Genomic DNA, 1,050 nt, shown 5'->3' with positions numbered 1-1,050 from the left:
GCGTCGGCAACGGTCAGTTCGAAATCAGCGGTGTCCCTCAGCCTATTCTTGATGCGTCGTCCACTCGCAAACAACAAATTGACCAACGCACACTCGATTTAGGCTTTGACTCGCGCGCGGCGAAAGACGTAGCAAACCTCGATACTCGTAAAAGCAAAACCTACCAGAGCAGTGACAGCCTCAACAAACAGTGGCAAAGCACCGTAAAAGAGCAAGGGTATGACCCCGCAGAGCTTGTCACCATGGCGCAACAAGTAAAGGAAGCGCAAAATACCCCGCCACTCGGTGAAACCCAAGCCGCGATCAGCAGAGCCATTGACCATCTAGGGCAATACAGCACTGCGTTACACCTTGAAAAAATCATTGAACTCACCGCCTCAGAGTTCACCAAAGGCGGCGTGCAACTCAACGCCCTTGATATCAAAAAAGTCGCGGATGCAATGATTAAACAGGGCGACTTGATAGGACTCAGTCAAAAAGGGCAATACACCACCAAAGGCTTAATTGATAACGAACAAGCGCTTATCGACAGCACACAAGGTCGTGCGCATCACATGCGCACCCACGTTGAATCGAACACGCTCAACAAGCTCGCTATCCCTGAAAGCCAGCAGCGTATACTGACCGAGCTGTACCACTCCACCAAACAGTTCCATGTGGTCAATGTACACGGCTCATCACAGGGTATTGCGCAGCAGCTACTCAATGTAGGCAATCACAGCGGTAAGCGTGTCCAATTGGTCTCCCAAAGCGTGAAAGCCAAGACTGAGGGCATGGAGAGCGTACAGCGCAAGAGTCAAACACTCAGCGCCTGGGTCGGTCAGCTCTTTTCACCAGAGCAGCGCCACACTACCCATAGCTTACTGCAAAGCGATACGCCGCTGACCAATAAAGACATCTTGCTCATCGATGACGCCAATAAGATGAGTGCCAATGAGTTGCTGGCCCTCACCGATAAAGCCAAACAATCGAGCAGTAAAGTGGTGATGCTTAATCGCGTATCAAGCCGTCAGGGATTTAAAGCCAATAACGCTATCTCGCTGTATCAAA

The 1,050-nt window shown here is 50.8% G+C and carries 1 protein-coding gene; it reads left to right on the top strand.

Features of this window, described 5'->3' with window-relative positions:
- Window positions 1-1,050: relaxase domain-containing protein (locus ACED53_RS23485; protein ID WP_371715328.1), on the top strand; the 1,050-nt coding region annotated here is incomplete at both ends.

Source organism: Vibrio sp. 1F169 (genome assembly GCF_041439605.1).
Taxonomy (GTDB): Bacteria; Pseudomonadota; Gammaproteobacteria; order Enterobacterales; family Vibrionaceae; genus Vibrio; species Vibrio tasmaniensis_A.
The sequence above is the reverse complement of the archived record's forward strand: the minus strand, read 5'-3'. Positions and strand labels throughout refer to the sequence as shown.